This is a genomic window from Streptomyces sp. (genome assembly GCF_019510245.1).
In the GTDB taxonomy this organism is placed as follows: Bacteria; Actinomycetota; Actinomycetes; order Streptomycetales; family Streptomycetaceae; genus Streptomyces.
This window is the reverse complement of sequence record NZ_JAEKKT010000213.1, coordinates 1-15812: the sequence shown is the minus strand read 5'-3', so window position 1 is coordinate 15812 and position 15812 is coordinate 1. Positions and strand designations below refer to the sequence as shown.

Sequence of the window (15812 nt, the reverse complement as noted above, 5' to 3'; positions counted from 1 at the left end):
AGTGCCGACGACGGCAGTGTCCCGACAAGGGCCGCGGAAGGGGCGTCAGGAGCGGCCGGCGGCCTGCTCCAGGAAGCGCTGGGCCTCGACCCGGTCCTTGGCGCGACGGCGGTCCTCCAGCACGGAGGTCCAGGCGTTCTGGCGCGCGGTGCGCTGGCCGCTGCTCATGAGCAGCGACTCGACGGCGCGCAGCGCGTCGGTGAAGGACGGGATCGCGGTGGCGCGAACGGGCGCGGCCTGCATGGTGGAGGTCCCCCCTCGAGGTGGGTGTACATGCTGTGATACCAGGGTCACTGTTCGGTGTTACCAGGGCGTGACCGACCGGTCAAACGCCCATGAAGCCTTGATACGCCGGCCGGGAACGCCGACGCGGTCCCGGCGTATGTCCTCATCAGCGAGGACTGCCGGGACCGCGTCCATTCGGTCACTACTGGTCAGTAATAGTTTGTGCGTGAATTCACACGCTCGGCGGCGGGGCCGGTCCGGACCGCCGTCAGACCGCCTGTGCGGCGACGAACGCGCCCCGCTTCTCGACGGCCATCTGGTACAGGCGGCCGGCGCGGTACGAGGACCGCACCAGCGGGCCGGACATGACGCCGGAGAAGCCGATCTGCTCGGCCTCCTCCTTCAGCTCCACGAACTCCTGCGGCTTGACCCAGCGCTCCACGGGGTGGTGCCGCACGCTCGGGCGCAGGTACTGCGTGATGGTGACGAGCTCGCAGCCGGCCTCGTGCAGCTGGCGCAGCGCGTCGCTGACCTCCTCGCGGGTCTCGCCCATGCCGAGGATGAGGTTGGACTTGGTGACCAGGCCGAAGTCGCGGGCGGCGGTGATGACCCCGAGCGAGCGGTCGTAGCGGAATCCGGGGCGGATCCGCTTGAAGATCCGGGGCACGGTCTCGACGTTGTGCGCGAAGACCTCGGGGCGGGCCGAGAAGACCTCGGCGAGCTGCTCGGGGACCGCGTTGAAGTCGGGGGCGAGGAGCTCGACCTTGGTGCGGCCGGCCTCGCGCTCCGCCGTCTGCGCGTGGATCTGGCGGACCGTCTCGGCGTAGAGCCAGGCGCCGCCGTCCTCCAGGTCGTCGCGGGCGACGCCGGTGATGGTCGCGTAGTTCAGGTCCATGGTGACCACGGACTCGCCGACGCGGCGCGGCTCGTCGCGGTCCAGCGCCTCGGGCTTGCCGGTGTCGATCTGGCAGAAGTCGCAGCGCCGGGTGCACTGGTCGCCGCCGATGAGGAAGGTCGCCTCGCGGTCCTCCCAGCACTCGTAGATGTTCGGGCAGCCGGCTTCCTGGCAGACCGTGTGCAGGGACTCGCTCTTCACGAGGTTCTGCATCTTCGTGTACTCGGGGCCCATTTTCGCCCGGGTCTTGATCCACTCGGGCTTGCGCTCGATGGGGGTCTGGCTGTTGCGGACCTCCAGGCGCAGCATCTTGCGTCCGTCGGGTGAGACTGCGGACACGACCGGCTCCCTAGCGATTGATTCTTCGGCGACCTTCAGGGTACGCCCGTTGATTTGAATGCCCGGTGTGGGTGCTGACCTCTGGGGCTGCCACCCTCGGCCCCCCGCTTTCGGCCTTCGGCCTTGCCCTCGGACTCCCCCGGAGGGGGGTGGCCCCCAGGCGGGCTGTCTGCGGTGCCCTTCGTCCTCAAGTGCCGGGCGGGCCGGTTTATGCCGCCGGTGCCTTCTCGATGACCCTGGGCCTCGGTTCGGCGTTCTCCAGTACGTCCTTCAGGTGCCGTTCCACCACCGGCAGCACCTCGGCGATCGTCACGTCCCGGCCGAGCTCGCCGGCGAGGGAGGCGACGCCGGCGTCGCGGATGCCGCACGGGATGATCTTGTCGAACCACTTGTTGTCCGGGTTCACGTTGAGCGCGAAGCCGTGCATGGTCACGCCCTTGGCGACGCGGATGCCGATCGCGGCGATCTTGCGGTCCTCGCGGCGCTGGCCGGCGTTGGAGGGGGCGTACTCCGGGCCGTTGAGGCGGGGGTCGAACTCCTCGTCCGTCAGTCGCGGGTCGAAGTCCAGGGAGAGGCCTCCGAGGGCCTGCGGCCGCTGTTCGACCGGGTCGCCGAGCACCCACACGCCGCTGCGTCCCTCGACCCGGGTGGTCTCCAGGCCGAACTCGGTGCAGACGCGGATCAGGGCCTCCTCCAGGCGCCGGACGTGGGCGACCACGTCCACCGGGCGCGGGAGCTTCTGGATCGGGTAGCCCACCAGCTGGCCCGGACCGTGCCAGGTGATCTTGCCGCCGCGGTCCACGTCGATGACGGGGGTGCCGTCGAGCGGCCGCTCGTTGTCCGCGGTGCGGCGGCCCGCCGTGTAGACCGGGGGGTGTTCGAGCAGCAGGACCGTGTCGGGCTCCTCGTCGGCGAACCGCGCCGCGTGCACCCGGCGCTGCTCGTCCCACGCCTCCTGGTACTCGACGGCTTCCGCGCCGAACCCCATGCGGACGAACCGCAACTCACTCACGGCAAGCGCCTCCCTCGGGCGATGGGTGTGTCAGGCACATAACGCGCCCAAGCCACTGTACGTCCGCCCGTCGCGCGTCAGCCCCGGTGTCAATCCTCACACGATCGGATGAATGCGCGGCGAGATGTGCGATCGACTGCTCACTCTCCGCTACATTCGCGCCGTCCACGAGCGCCAAAAGGGCTGCTCACCGGCAATACGGGCACAAGCGACCGAGCTGACCCAGAAGGCAGGAGACCGCACCCCAGATGACGGACCGACCCGCGCAGCGCACCCCCAACCGCCAGCTCGCCGCGCTCATCGCAGAAGCGGGGTTCTCCAACGCGGGTCTGGCCCGTCGCGTCGACCAACTCGGACTCGAACACGGGCTGGATCTCAGATACGACAAGACGTCGGTCACCCGGTGGCTGCGCGGCCAGCAGCCCCGGGGCACCACACCCGCCCTGATCGCCGAGGTCTTCACCCGGCGACTGGGCCGCCGGCTCACCGCCCAGGACCTGGGCCTCGACGCCTGTGCCCCGGTCTACGCCGGGCTGGAGTTCGCGGCCACCCCCGAGGAGGCCGTCGACATCGTCAGCGGGCTGTGGCGCAAGGACTCCGGCAGCCACGCCGAGCTCCGCAAGATCGCCTTCACCCCGGCCGGGCTGGTCGTCCCCAGCCGGGACTGGCTGATCGGCCGCGCCGACGACAAGGTGGCCCGCGGCGAGCCGGCGGCACCGGCGGGCCTGGCCCGGGTGCCGGCGCAGACCCGGCCCGCCGCGCCCAAGCCGGTGCGGCTCGCACCGGTGTACCCGCGCGGACAGGCCGAGCGCGGGCCCGGCCAGAAGGTGACCGGCGGCGACATCGCGGCGCTCCGCTCGGTCGGCGAACTGTTCCGCTCGCTCGACGACCAGTACGGCGGCGGCCACGCCCGGCAGGCCCTCGTCCGGTACCTGGAGCACGAGTGCGAGCCGATGCTGCGCGGCACGTACGGCGAGCAGACCGGCCGCAGGCTGTTCGGTGCGGCGGCCGACCTGACCCGGCTCGCGGGCTGGACGTCGTACGACATCGCCGCGCACGGCCTCGCCCAGCGCTACTTCGTCCAGTCGCTGCGGCTCGCCCAGGCGGCGGGGGACCGGTCCTACGGCTCCTACGTGCTCGTCACCATGAGCCGCCAGGCGGTCTACCTCGGCCACGGCCGCGAAGCGGTGCAGCTCGCGCGCGTCGCCCAGCAAGGGGTGGGCACGAGCGCGCCACCGGTGGTCCAGGCCCTGCTCCACGCGGCGGAGGCGCGCGCCCACGGGGTCCTCGGCGAGGTGCGGGCCTGCACGGGCGCGCTGGTCCGTGCCGAGCGTGCCCTGGAGGCGGCCCGCCCCGGTGACGAAGTCCCCTACTGGGCCCGCTTCTTCGACGAGGCCCAGCTCGCCGACGAGTTCGGCCACTGCCACCGCGACCTCCAGCAGTTCCGCGCGTCCGCGCAGCACGCCGAGCGCTCCCTCCAGCTCCGTGCGCCCTCCTATGCCCGAAGCCGCCTCTTCTGCCGGGTGGTCCTCGCCACGGCCCGCCTGGGCCTCGGCGAACTGGACCAGGCGTGCGCGCTGGGCGTGGAGGCGGCGGGTGCGGCGGCCGAGATGCGGTCGGTGCGGGCGACCGAGTACGTACGCGACTTCGAACGCCGGCTGGAGCCGTACAAGGACGCGGCACCGGTGAAGGGGTACCGGGAGAAGGTGGCGGCGTTGGGCTGACGTTCTCCTCCTGCTGCACCACCGTCGTGGTGGCTCGCGCAGTTCCCCGCGGCCCTGACGGGGCGCCATGCCGCGCGGTTTCTTTTCCGCCGCAGCGGTGGTCGGCCACGACGGTGTTGTCCGGCGGTGCCGGGCCGGGCACGGCCACTCGCCGTTGCCGGTTCCGGTCGGCTGCCCGGTGCACCACCGTCGTGGTTGCTCGCGCAGTTCCCCGCACCCCCAAGGGGGCGGCGCTATGCGGCTCGGCGTTGCGGGGGCTCTGCTCGGTTCATGGAGCCCGCTGTGCCCAGGTCCGCCAGGATCGCCGCCGTTGCGCGGTGGGCCGAGTGGAGGGCTCCCTGGACTGTGCTGGTGTCGCGGTGGTCGCCGCAGACGTAGAGGCCGGCGAGGAGGCGGACGGGGCGGCGGAGGTCGTGCGGGGGGCGCATGGCGGGGACGGCCTCGGGGGTGTGGTGGACGGCGAGAGTCTCCCAGCGGCGCGTCGACGTGCCGTAGAGGCGGGAGAGGTGCATGCGGACCGCTGTGTCGATGTCCGCGGGGGGCGCGCCGAGGATGGTCGAGGAGATCAGGGCGCGGCCCTGCGGAGCCCGGCTCGGGTCGATGTTGCTGACGACGGAGGTGTGGGAGACGGGGCCGCCGCGGTCGGCGTCCAGGAGGAGGGACGTTCCGGTCGTGAGCGTCGCCGCTTCGTCCGTGGTGTGGTGGACCACCGTCACCTCGTGGAAGTCCGGGACGCGCAAACCCGGGAGCAGTTCGGCGGCGGCCCTCGCGTCCGTGGCGAGCAGCACCGCGCGGCAGCGGATCTCGCCGTGGTCGGCCGTCGTCACCGAGGTGGTGGAGACCGAGGTGACCCGTACGCCGGTGTGGACCGTGCCGGGCGGGAGGGCGCGGGCCAGGAGGTCGGGGAGGACCTCGGCGCCGCCCTCCGGCACGCACAGCCGGCCGCTCGCGAAGGAGCGCAGGGCGAGGTCCGCGCAACGGCTGGACGTCGTCAGCCCGGGGTCGCAGAGGAGGGCCGCGAGCAGCGGGCGCAGGAAGCCGTCGATCGTGCGGGCGGGCACCCCGCGCTCCGCGAGGGCGTGGGCGGCGGGGAGCTCCGGGCGGGCGAGGATGCGCTCGACCGGGGTCGTGGCGATGCGGCCCAGCGCGGCACCCAGGCGGGCCTGGTCGACCGCGCCGCCCATCGGTGCGGTCGACCGCGGCGGCGCCACCGGCGAGCCGCCCCTGGGGGCGCTTGCCAGGGCGCGCACCGCGTACAGTGCGCCCCTCGCGCTTCCGCCGCCCGCCGGAGCGCCGGCCCGGTGCCTGCGCCCGTCGCGATGCAGCAGCACGCCGGGCGCGTACCGGCGCAGAACCAGGGCGTCCAGTCCCGGGGCGAGGCGTAGCTCCGGATAGGACGTGGACAGGAGCTGCCCGATCCGGTCGAGCCGGAAGCCGTCCACCTTCTCGGTCGACATGCGTCCGCCGACGTAAGGGGCGGCCTCCAGGACCGCGGTCGTTACTCCTGCGCTGTTCAGCCGATGAGCCGCGGAGAGTCCGGCGATACCGGCCCCCACGATGACGACGTCCGCCTGGTACGCGGGCTCATGCACGAGGCCCCTCCTCGATTGCGCGTCCGGTGGAGACGTGATGCCCCCAACAAGCTCCGGGGATACCCGAGTTCGGGTCGAGGTTAGGGCGGTGACCGGTCAAGGACAGTCGCGCATGAACAGGGCACGGTCGCACGCCGGTCGCATACGGTCACAGGGGCCGTCAGGCCGCCCGGATCGCGTCCTCGATGCCCGGGAACGCGAAGGTGAACCCGGACTCCAGCAGCCGCTTCGGCACCACCCGTTGGCTGCCGAGCACGTCCCCGGCCATCTCGCCGAGCGCCGCCCGCAGGACCGGGGAGGGCACCGGGAAGAGGGCCGGGCGGCCCAGCACCCGGGCCATCGCCGCGGTGATCTCTCCGTTGGTCAGGGGATGCGGCGCGGTGAGGTTGAACGGGCCCGACAGACCCTCAGTCTCCATCAGGAACCGGATCGCGGCCACCTCGTCGTGCAGCGCGATGAACGACCAGTACTGCCGGCCGTCGCCCAGCCGGCCGCCGAGCCCCGCCTTGAAGAGCGGGAAGAGCCGGCCCCAGGCCCCGCCGCCGCGGGCCACCACCAGCCCGGTGCGCGTGAACACCGTCCGTACCCCCGCCTCCTGCGCCGGGGCCGCCGCCTCCTCCCACTCCACGCACAGCGACGGCAGGAAGCCGTCCCCGGGCGGGGCGTCCTCGTCCACGGCCCGGTCGCCGGTGTCGCCGTAGAGGCCCACCGCGCTGCCGCTCACGAACACCCGCGGCGGGTCCGGCATCGCCGCCACGGCCTCCGCGAGCGCCGCCGTGCCGAGCACCCGGCTGTCCCGGATCTCCCGCTTGTAGGCGGCCGTCCAGCGCCGGTCGCCGATCCCGGCCCCGGCGAGGTTCACCACCGCGTCACAGCCGGCCAGACCCGCGGTGTCCACGTACTGCCCACCCGGGTCCCAGCAGACCTCCCCGGCGCCCTCGGCGGCACGCCGCACCAGGCGCACCACCTCGTGCCCGTCCGCCCGGAGGGAGCGCACCAGGGCGCTGCCGATGAGACCGGACGCGCCGGCCACCGCGATACGAGAGCGTTCCATGGTCACCAGCATGCCGGGAATCACGGCGGAAAACCCGTGGGGCCCCGCGGCCGGCCGTCCTAGGGTGACCGCATGCCAGAGCCGTACATACGCACCGCCCTGCCCGACGACGACGAGGAGCTCTCCGCCCTCGACCGCGCCACCTGGTCGTACCTGCACGCGGTCCTGCCGCGGCCGCAGCCGCCCTACGACCCCTTCTTCGGCGAGCGGCACACCCCCGAGGACACCCTGGTCGCCGAGCTCGACCGGCGCATCGTCGGCTACGTCCGCATCGGCCTCGCCTACAAGATCGCCTCCAACGCGCACGTCCGGCAGATCCAGGGCCTCGCGGTCGCCGAGGAGGCCCGCGGCCGGGGCGTGGCGCGGGCGCTGCTGCGGGCGGCGATGGAGGAGGCCCGCAGCCGCGGCGCCCGCCGGATCCGGCTCGGCGTCCTCGGGCACAACACCCCGGCGCGCCGGCTCTACGAGTCGGAGGGCTTCGCCGTCGAGGGCGTACTGCCCGGGGAGTTCTACCTGGACGGCGAGTACGTCGACGACGTGGTCATGGGCCGGGAGTTGTGACGGCCGCGCCCCCTCAGGACGTGATCAGTTCGCCCGTGTCCACCGGTGAGGTGGCGCGCGCCGCCCGCGAGGCGTCCGCGGCCACCTCGTCGGCGGTCAGCACGTACCCCGTCTCGTCGTCGGAGGTGGAGCGGGCGAACACCACGCCGTACACCCTGCCACCGGTGGTCAGCAGCGGGCCGCCGGAGTTGCCGGGGCGGACCGTGGAGCGGATCGAGTAGATCTCCCGGGTCACCGTGGCGTCGCCGTAGATGTTCTGGCCGGTGGCCTGCACCTTGTTCGCCACGGTGGCCGCCTGCAGGTTCAGGTCCCCGTCCTGCGGATAGCCGGCCACCACCGCGGAGTTCCCGCGCGCCGCGCTCGTGTCGAACCTCAGCACCGGAGCCCGCAGGTGCGGCACGTACAGCACTGCCACGTCCCGGTCCGGGTCGAAGGAGACGACCTCCGCGTCGTACGACGGACCGACCCCGCCGATCCGCACGCTCGGGTTGTCGATGCCGGCCACCACGTGCGCGTTGGTCATCACGTGCTGCGGCGCGAACACGAACCCACTGCCCTCGCGCCCCTGGGTGCCGGAGGAGCCCTCGATCTTGACCGTGCTGCGCTTGGCCGCGTTCGTGGCCGCCGCCGTGACGTTGTCCCCGGAGGGCTTGGCGACCCGGGCCGTCGACTCGTTCTCGAACGGGTTGAAGACCTGCGGGAAACCCGCTTCGGTCAGCGCCGAGGTGGCCCGCGAGAACCAGGCGGGCGTGGTGTCCGGCATGGTGTCCTGCACGGCGCCGAGCAGCTTCGAGTCCCGTATCGCCGTCGTCACCGCGGGCGTCGAGGACGCGCCGAGGACGCTCGCCGCCACCCAGGACACGATCAGCACCGCCACCGAGTTGGCGACCGCCCCGCCTATCCCGTCGGCCACCCTGAGCGGCCCCTCGTCCAGCTCGCGGCGCAGCCGCAGCGCCAGCCGCCCCGCCAGCTCGTGCCCCAGCACCGCCGGCACCAGCACCGTCAGCACCGCGGTCACCGTCGCCGTCGCCGTCCCGCGCGTGACCAGCTCCATCACCCACGGCAGCACCCACACGCCGATCACCGCGCCGCCCACGAACCCGGCCAGCGACACGCAGCCGGCCACCAGCCCGCGCCGGTAACCGGACGCCGCGTAGACGAGGACCACCAGTACGAGCACCAGGTCGAGCAGGTCCACTGAGCCGCCTTTCTCTCGGTGCCCTTAATACGGTCGGGACAGGCCCGGTGATCAGTTCACGCGCGCCGGGCCCCGGGAACCGGCCACGCGCACGTGTACCTCCTGAAACGCCCCGGACCGGGACGATGGTTCCACCAGGTGGCACAGCACACATCGCGGGCGCAGTCGATCACCCCGAGAGTGATGTCCATGCGTGTCTTCCCCAGAGCGGGGCGGCGCACCCGGATCACCGCCCTCATGCTGCTCGGCTGCCTGGCCGGCCTCACCGCCGTCCTCGCCCTGGTGCTGTCCGCCCGGGGCGCCGACCGGCCCGTCGCGATCCACCTGGCCGCGCCCGCGCCCGCCAGCCCCGCCACCCGCTTCCGGGCGCCCCGGCCGCACATCGTGCCGCGCTCGGCGTGGCTGGACGCCTCCGTCCGCCGCACCCAGCCGCCGCCGCGCTACGACGACCAGGTCGTCGCCGTCTTCGTGCACCACACCGACTCGCCCAACGGCTACTCCTGCGCGCAGACCCCCGAGATCATCCGCCGCCTGTACACCGGCCAGACCGGCGACCGCGCCTGGGACGACATCGGCTACAACTTCCTCGTCGACCGGTGCGGCACCATCTACGAGGGCCGCGCGGGCGGCGCGGACCGGGCCGTCACCGGCGCGCACACCCAGGGCTTCAACCACCGCACCGCCGGCATCGCCGCCCTCGGCACCTTCACCGCCGGGGTCCCCGTGCCGCGCGCCATGACCGACGCGATCGCCGCCGTCGCCGCCTGGAAACTCGGGCTCGCCGACGTCGACCCGCGCGGCAGCGCCCGGCTGGTCTCCAGCAACGGCCTCAGCCGCTACCGGGAGGGCACCACCGTCGCGCTGCCCGCCGTGGCCGGCCACCAGGACGGCTACCGGACCAACTGCCCCGGAGCCGCCCTCGCCGCCCGCCTCCCGGAGATCAGGGAGACTGCGGCCCGGCTGCAGGGCAGGGGGACCCGGGCGGGAACTCCCCTGCGGACACTCATGGAAAGGCCTCCGGCGACCGCCCCCGGGCCCCCCGCGAAAGCGTCCACAGGAACGCCATAGGCGGCACGCAGGCCGTTCAGATCCCCGCGTCCTACCGTCAGGGACATCAGCAGCCGACTGGAGGTGGGGATCATGAACAGCAGTCGTACCGGAGCCCGTGCCGAAGCCCGCACGCAGGCCACGGAGAAGGCCGGCCGGGTCAGGTCGTCCAGGGGGCCCTGGGCCGTGGTCTGCGCGGTGGCGACGGTCGTCCTCGGCCCGGCCGCGGTCACCGCGTCCGCCCTCGACCAGGCCAACGCGGCGCCGATGCACCACGCGGTCAAGGCCGAGCAGACCCAGGCGTACATCCCGTCCGACGCGACCCGCCGCCGTACCGCGGCCTGAGGCCCACCCGCCCGGCGCCTACCCCTTGAAGCGGTCCCACAGCCTGGGGAACCGCTCGGCGAGCGCCTGGCCGTTCTCGAAGTCGACCGGGGTGCCCTCGGGTTCGGAGGGCGCGGGGGCGATGCCCAGGTCCGGCGCCACCGTCCCGGTGAGCTGCTCGTACGCCTCGTCCGCGGCGTACCCCAGCTCCTCGCCGTCGCCGTCGATCTCCTCGTCGAAGTCGGACAGCAGTTCCGCGAGCGCGTCCGGGTCGTGCAGGGCGCCCTCGAAGACCTCCCGGCCCTGGGCGATGAGCCAGCACCGGAAGAAGTCGAACGCGTCGTCGCTGGCCCCGTCGAGCAGCACCCAGGCCGCGCCCCACAGGTCCCAGCGGTAGGCGCGGTTGTAGCGGGCCTCGAAGTGCCGGGCGAAGTCCAGGACCAGGTCGGGCTCCAGCTGGAGCAGCCGCTCCACGAGCAGGTCGGCCTGCTCCTCGGGGTCGCCCTCGGCGGCCTCGCGGGTGCTGTCGACCAGCTCCCAGAACTCCGTCTCGTCCATCACGGGTCCAGCATCGTGCCTGGGCGGCGGGGGCGCACGCGGAGTGGTGCGGATTGTTATCCACCGTCACTCCCGCGTGCGCCGCCCCGTCAACCGCTCAGAGCGCGTAACGCTCCCGCGCTTCCTTCACCGCGGTCGCCTTGACCTCGCCGCGCCTGGCCAGCTGGGCCAGCGCCGCCACGACGACCGACTCGGCGTCGACGCCGAAGTGGCGGCGGGCCGCGTCCCGGGTGTCGGAGAGCCCGAAGCCGTCGGCGCCGAGGGAGGCCCAGTCCTGCTCGACCCACTGCGCGATCTGGTCCGGGACCTGGCGCATGTAGTCGGACACGGCCAGGACCGGGCCCTCCGCGCCGTGCAGCGCCTGGCGGACGTACGGCACCCGCTCCTCACCGCGCAGCAGGGCCGCGTCCGCCTCCATGGCGTCACGGCGCAGCTCCGTCCAGGAGGTCGCGGACCAGACGTCGGCGGCCACGCCCCACTCCTCGGCGAGCAGCCGCTGCGCCTTGAGCGCCCAGTGGATCGCCGTACCGGAGCCGAGCAGCTGGATGCGCGGGGCGTTCGCCGGCACCGACAGCCCGGCGGACTCCGCCGTGTTGAAGCGGTACAGGCCCTTGACGATGCCCTCGTCGATGCCGAGGCCGGCCGGCTTGGCGGGCTGCGGGAGCGGCTCGTTGTAGACGGTCAGGTAGTAGAAGACGTTCGGGTCCTCGCCCGGCGCCGACTCGCCGTACATCCGGCGCAGACCGTCCTTGACGATCGTCGCGATCTCGTAGGCGAAGGCCGGGTCGTACGACAGCGCCGCCGGGTTGGTCGCGGCGATCACCGGGGAGTGGCCGTCGGCGTGCTGGAGGCCCTCACCGGTCAGGGTGGTACGGCCGGCGGTCGCGCCGACGAGGAAGCCGCGGCCGAGCTGGTCGCCGAGCTGCCACATCTGGTCGGCGGTGCGCTGCCAGCCGAACATCGAGTAGAAGATGTAGAACGGGATCATCGCCTCGCCGTGCGTCGCGTACGCGGTGGACGCGGCGATGAAGTCGGCCATCGAACCGGCCTCGGTGATCCCCTCGTTGAGGATCTGGCCGTTCTTGGCCTCCTTGTAGTACATCAGCTGGTTACGGTCGACCGGCTCGTACGTCTGCCCCTTGGGCGAGTAGATGCCCAGCGACGGGAACAGGCTCTCCATGCCGAAGGTGCGCGCCTCGTCCGGGACGATCGGCACCCAGCGCTTCCCGGTCTCCTTGTCCCGCACCAGGTCCTTGACGAGACGGACGAAGGCCATCGTCGTCGCCACGTTCTGCGAGCCGGAGCCCTTGTCGAAGGAGGCGAAGGCCTTGTCGGCGGGGGCGGGCAGCGGGGCCAGGGCGTGCGTACGGCGGGCCGGGGCCGCGCCGCCGAGGGCCGCGCGGCGCTCCTGGAGGTAGCGGACCTCGGGGGAGTCGGCGCCGGGGTGGCCGTAGGGCACGACGCCGTCGACGAAGGCGCTGTCCGGGATCGGCAGCTCCAGCAGCTCCCGCATCGTCTTGAACTCGTCCACCGTCAGCTTCTTCATCTGGTGGTTGGCGTTCTTCGACGCGAAGCCCTCGCCGAGGGTGTGGCCCTTGACCGTCTGGGCCAGGATCACGGTCGGCGCGCCCTTGAACTCGACGGCGGCCTTGTACGCGGCGTACACCTTGCGTGCCTCGTGACCGCCGCGCGAGAGGTGGAAGCACTCGAGGATCTTGTCGTCGCTCAGCAGCTTCGCCATCTCGGCGAGCGCGGGGTCCTTGCCGAAGAAGTCGGCGCGGATGTAGGCGGCGTCGCGGGTCTGGTACGTCTGCACCTGCGCGTCCGGTACCTCGCGCAGCCGTCGTACCAGCGCGCCGGTGGTGTCGAGCGCGAACAGCTCGTCCCAGGCCGTGCCCCAGAGCGTCTTGACGACGTTCCAGCCGGCGCCGCGGAACTGGGCCTCCAGCTCCTGCACGATCTTGAAGTTGGCGCGCACCGGGCCGTCGAGGCGCTGCAGGTTGCAGTTGATGACGAAGGTGAGGTTGTCGAGACCCTCGCGGGAGGCGAGTGCGAGCGCCGCCGTCGACTCGGGCTCGTCCATCTCGCCGTCGCCGAGGAACGCCCAGACGTGGGACTGCGAGACGTCCTTGATGCCGCGCGCGGTCAGGTACCGGTTGAAGCGGGCCTGGTAGATGGCCGAGAGCGGGCCGAGGCCCATGCTCACCGTCGGGAACTCCCACAGCCAGGGCAGGCGGCGGGGGTGCGGGTACGACGGGAGGCCGTTGCCGCCGGCCTCCTGGCGGAAGTTGTCGAGGTGCGCCTCGGTCAGCCGGCCGTCGAGGAAGGCGCGGGCGTAGATGCCGGGGGAGGCGTGGCCCTGGATGTAGAGCTGGTCACCGCTGCCGTCCCCCTCCTTGCCCTTGAAGAAGTGGTTGAAGCCGGTCTCGTAGAGCCAGGCGGCGGAGGCGAAGGTGGCGATGTGGCCGCCGACACCGTGCTTGCTGCCCCGGGTGACCATCGCGGCCGCGTTCCAGCGGTTCCACGAGGTGATCTTCCGCTCCATCTCCTCGTCGCCGGGGACGGGCGTCTCGGCGGCGGTGGGGATGGTGTTGAGGTAGTCGGTCTCCAGCAGCTTCGGCAGCGCGACGCCGTCCGCCTCGGCGCGCTCCAGCGTGCGGCGCATCAGGTACGCGGCGCGGTGCGGCCCGGCCTCCCTGGCCACGGCGTCCAGGGAGGCCTGCCATTCGGCGGTCTCCTCCGGATCCCGGTCGTGGAGCTGGTCGAGCGCGCTCGGCTGGATGGCCTGGGGGTCGGTCATGTCGCCGCCTTCCTCAGTCGAAGGGGGTTCCCTCATCGGTAAGGGGTTCTTCGGGGGTGCCCTTGGTCTTTGGCAGGACAGGGCTGAGGGCCCGGGTGCGGGCCCGTCGGTGACTCTAACTCCCTGATCGATGATCGATCAAAGGGTTGCGGGGCAAAACCTCTCGATTCCGAGAAAGTCGGCACGGGGTGCCTTCGGCGATGGCACCGGGTGACGTGATCCAGTCGGCGTTTGCGCAGGTGAGGCGGTGTTTGAGCGGGGGTGTGCTCGTGTGTGGGAGGGGCTCGCCACCCTGTCTTCCGCCGCGACGGCGCTCAGGGGACGGCGGTTGCCGGCGGTGCCGAGCCGGGCGTTGCCACTCGCCGTTGCGGGTGGGGGTGCTCGGTAGGGTGCCGCGTCGTCGTGGCTGGTCGCGCAGGTCCTCCCCCAGCCATCGGCCGGGGGTACCCCCAGCGCCCCTTCAGGGGCGTCGTCCGGCTCGCCCTTCTTTTCCGCCGGGCGCTACTTGCCGCGCCTCCGTAGGCTCACGGCCTCGGGGCGCAGCCCAGGACGTGGGACTTCACGATGTCTGCGATGCGGGGGTCGCGGCGCTGGAAGGCGGCGACCAGTTCCTCGTGTTCCTCGGCGTACGACTGCTGGACCGTGCCCAGCCAGCGGATCGACAGGGCCGTGAAGACCTCGATGCCCAGCCCCTCCCAGGTGTGCAGCAGCACCGAGTTCCCGGCCGCCCGGACCAGCTCGCGGTGGAAGCCGACCGTGTGGCGGACCTGGCCCGTGCCGTCGGCGTTCCGGTCGGCGTCGTAGAGAGCCGCCACGTGCGGCTCGAGGGCCGAGCAGTCCTCCGCCAGCCGCTCCGCCGCCAGCTCCGCCGCGATCGCCTCCAGGCCGGCCCGCACCGGGTAGCTCTCCTCCAGGTCGGCCGCCGTCAGGTTCCGCACCCGCACGCCCTTGTTCGGCGCCGACTCGATGAGCCGGAGCGACTCCAGCTCGCGCAGCGCCTCCCGCACCGGCGTCTGGCTGACCTCCAGCTCCGTCGCGATCCGTCGCTCCACGATCCGCTCGCCCGGCTTCCAGCGCCCGCTGACGATCCCCTCCACGATGTGCTCGCGGATCTGTTCGCGCAGCGAGTGGACGACGGGCGCGGTCATGGGAGCTCCTTAAGGGCGTTTGACGTTTAGACAATAAGGCCGGACCGCCTTTCGGGAGAGGCGCACGGGGGCGCTTTCGCGCAGGTGAGACGAGACTTACACGCTGCCCGGTGAGACGACGCTGCCCCGCCCGGAAGAACTCCGGACGGGGCACCGTGGACATCGCTGGACGTCAGAGACCGAGCTCGACCTCGAACTCGCCGGCCTCCAGGATCGCCTTGACGGCCGTCAGGTAGCGGGCCGCGTCGGCGCCGTCCACCAGGCGGTGGTCGTAGGACAGGGTCAGGTACGTCATGTCGCGGACGCCGATGACCGTGCCCTCCTCCGTCTCGATGACGGCCGGACGCTTGACCGTGGCACCGATGCCGAGGATCGCGACCTGGTTCGGCGGCACGATGATCGTGTCGAACAGCGCGCCGCGCGAGCCGGTGTTGGAGATGGTGAAGGTCGCACCGGAGAGCTCGTCCGGGGTGATCTTGTTGGCGCGGACCTTGCCGGCCAGGTCGGCCGTGGCCTTGGCGATACCGGCGATGTTGAGGTCGCCGGCGCCCTTGATGACCGGGGTCATCAGGCCCTTCTCGGAGTCCACCGCGATACCGATGTTCTCGGTGTCGAAGTAGGTGATGGTCCCGTCGGCCTCGTTGATCCGGGAGTTGATGACCGGGTGGGCCTTCAGCGCCTGGGCGGCGGCCTTGACGAAGAACGGCATCGGGGAGAGCTTGACGCCCTCGCGGGCCGCGAACGAGTCCTTGGCCTGGGTGCGCAGGCGCATCAGGCGGGTCACGTCGACCTCGACGACCGAGGAGAGCTGGGCCTGCTCGTGCAGCGCCTTGACCATGTTGTCGCCGATGACCTTGCGGATGCGGGTCATCTTGACGGTCTGGCCGCGGAGCGGGGAGACCTCCAGCGCCGGGGCCTTCTTGGCAGCGGCGGCGGCCGGAGCGGCAGCGGCGGGAGCCGGAGCGGCGGCGGCGGCCTTCGCGGCCTCGGCGGCGGCGAGCACGTCCTGCTTGCGGATACGGCCGCCGACGCCGGTGCCCTTGACGGCGCCCAGGTCGACGCCGTTCTCGGCGGCGAGCTTGCGGACCAGCGGGGTGACGTAGGCACCCTCGTCGACCGGAGCGGCCGGAGCCGGAGCCGGGGTGACGGGGGCGGCGGCCACCGGCGCGGGAGCCGGGGCGGCCGGGGCCGGGGCAGCGGCGGCGGGCGCCGGAGCCGGAGCGGCCGGGGCGGGCGCGGGCGCCGGAGCGGCCGGGGCGGGCGCGGGCGCCGGGGCGGCGGGGGCCGGGGCAGCGGCGGCGGGCGCCGGAGCCGGGGCGGCGGGGGCCGGGGCGG

The 15812-nt window shown here is 72.7% G+C and carries 14 protein-coding genes; 4 read left to right on the top strand and 10 right to left on the bottom strand.

All coding sequences use genetic code 11. The features are described 5' to 3' along the window. Positions 1-45: 45 nt before the first annotated feature. The 3 genes from JF597_RS42950 to lipB all read right to left on the bottom strand — a co-directional run bounded on the left by JF597_RS42950 (position 46) and on the right by lipB (position 2471). A complete protein-coding gene (locus JF597_RS42950; RefSeq protein ID WP_294009522.1) occupies positions 46-243 on the bottom strand; it encodes a hypothetical protein in 198 nt (65 codons plus the stop codon). 250 nt (positions 244-493) lie between these two features. Then, on the bottom strand, positions 494-1459 hold the full coding sequence (gene lipA / locus JF597_RS42945; protein ID WP_294009520.1) for a lipoyl synthase: 966 nt from the start codon (positions 1457-1459) through the stop codon (positions 494-496). A gap of 208 nt (positions 1460-1667) precedes the next feature. Beyond that, on the bottom strand, positions 1668-2471 hold the full coding sequence (gene lipB / locus JF597_RS42940; protein ID WP_294009518.1) for a lipoyl(octanoyl) transferase LipB: 804 nt from the start codon (positions 2469-2471) through the stop codon (positions 1668-1670). Between the two features lie 248 nt (positions 2472-2719). Between lipB and JF597_RS42935 the strand changes: the two genes are divergently transcribed. Next, positions 2720-4195 (top strand): regulator, encoded by a 1476-nt coding sequence (locus tag JF597_RS42935; RefSeq protein ID WP_294009516.1) that lies wholly within the window; start codon positions 2720-2722, stop codon positions 4193-4195. Positions 4196-4428: 233 nt separating this feature from the next. Here the strand turns inward: JF597_RS42935 and JF597_RS42930 are convergent, their stop codons facing one another. Next, positions 4429-5787 (bottom strand): NAD(P)/FAD-dependent oxidoreductase, encoded by a 1359-nt coding sequence (locus tag JF597_RS42930; protein WP_294009514.1) that lies wholly within the window; start codon positions 5785-5787, stop codon positions 4429-4431. A gap of 160 nt (positions 5788-5947) precedes the next feature. Beyond that, on the bottom strand, positions 5948-6841 hold the full coding sequence (locus tag JF597_RS42925) for a TIGR01777 family oxidoreductase (RefSeq protein WP_294009512.1): 894 nt from the start codon (positions 6839-6841) through the stop codon (positions 5948-5950). A 72-nt stretch (positions 6842-6913) separates the two neighbouring features. Between JF597_RS42925 and JF597_RS42920 the strand changes: the two genes are divergently transcribed. Further along, a complete protein-coding gene (locus JF597_RS42920) occupies positions 6914-7402 on the top strand; it encodes a GNAT family N-acetyltransferase (protein WP_294009510.1) in 489 nt (162 codons plus the stop codon). Positions 7403-7415: 13 nt separating this feature from the next. Here the strand turns inward: JF597_RS42920 and JF597_RS42915 are convergent, their stop codons facing one another. Beyond that, positions 7416-8600 (bottom strand): MarP family serine protease, encoded by a 1185-nt coding sequence (locus JF597_RS42915; protein ID WP_294009509.1) that lies wholly within the window; start codon positions 8598-8600, stop codon positions 7416-7418. A 189-nt stretch (positions 8601-8789) separates the two neighbouring features. Between JF597_RS42915 and JF597_RS42910 the strand changes: the two genes are divergently transcribed. Beyond that, on the top strand, positions 8790-9668 hold the full coding sequence (locus tag JF597_RS42910) for a peptidoglycan recognition protein (RefSeq protein ID WP_294009508.1): 879 nt from the start codon (positions 8790-8792) through the stop codon (positions 9666-9668). A 72-nt stretch (positions 9669-9740) separates the two neighbouring features. Continuing rightward, positions 9741-9992, top strand: coding sequence for a hypothetical protein (locus JF597_RS42905; RefSeq protein WP_294009507.1), 252 nt, complete (start codon positions 9741-9743; stop codon positions 9990-9992). Between the two features lie 18 nt (positions 9993-10010). Here the strand turns inward: JF597_RS42905 and JF597_RS42900 are convergent, their stop codons facing one another. The 4 genes from JF597_RS42900 to sucB all read right to left on the bottom strand — a co-directional run. Continuing rightward, on the bottom strand, positions 10011-10529 hold the full coding sequence (locus tag JF597_RS42900; protein WP_294009550.1) for a DUF4240 domain-containing protein: 519 nt from the start codon (positions 10527-10529) through the stop codon (positions 10011-10013). Between the two features lie 97 nt (positions 10530-10626). After that, complete coding sequence (gene aceE, locus JF597_RS42895) at positions 10627-13329, bottom strand: pyruvate dehydrogenase (acetyl-transferring), homodimeric type (protein WP_294009505.1); 2703 nt, start codon at positions 13327-13329, stop codon at positions 10627-10629. Between the two features lie 524 nt (positions 13330-13853). Next, the gene (locus tag JF597_RS42890; RefSeq protein WP_294009503.1) at positions 13854-14477 is read right to left on the bottom strand and encodes a GntR family transcriptional regulator; all 624 of its coding nucleotides are present in this window, start codon (positions 14475-14477) and stop codon (positions 13854-13856) included. Positions 14478-14649: 172 nt separating this feature from the next. Continuing rightward, the coding region (gene sucB / locus JF597_RS42885) for a 2-oxoglutarate dehydrogenase, E2 component, dihydrolipoamide succinyltransferase (protein ID WP_294009501.1) at positions 14650-15812 on the bottom strand (1163 nt) is incomplete at its 5' end.